Consider the following 218-nt stretch of genomic DNA (forward strand, 5'->3'; position numbering starts at 1 on the left):
GAGACAGGCTGCCAGCAGGGCAACGGCACCAAGTCGGCCTCTTATCAGGCCACGGGAACGATCTTGACTGCGCATTTCTTGAAATCCGTTTGTTTGGAGATCGGATCGGTGGCGTCAAGCGTCACCTTGTTGATCAACTGACTGGCATCGAACCATGGAACGAAGATCACGCCGGGTGGCATGCGGTTGCGGCCGCGGGTCTCGACGCGTGTCCGCAT

General features: G+C 58.7%; 1 protein-coding gene. It reads right to left on the bottom strand.

Features of this window, described 5'->3' with window-relative positions:
• Nucleotides 1-44 precede the first annotated feature (44 nt).
• Nucleotides 45-218 (bottom strand): molybdopterin dinucleotide binding domain-containing protein (locus H6M51_RS24475; RefSeq protein WP_185812340.1); only part of this gene is annotated, 174 nt, incomplete at its 5' end.

This window comes from Rhizobium sp. AQ_MP (assembly GCF_014237835.1).
Taxonomy (GTDB): Bacteria; Pseudomonadota; Alphaproteobacteria; order Rhizobiales; family Rhizobiaceae; genus Allorhizobium.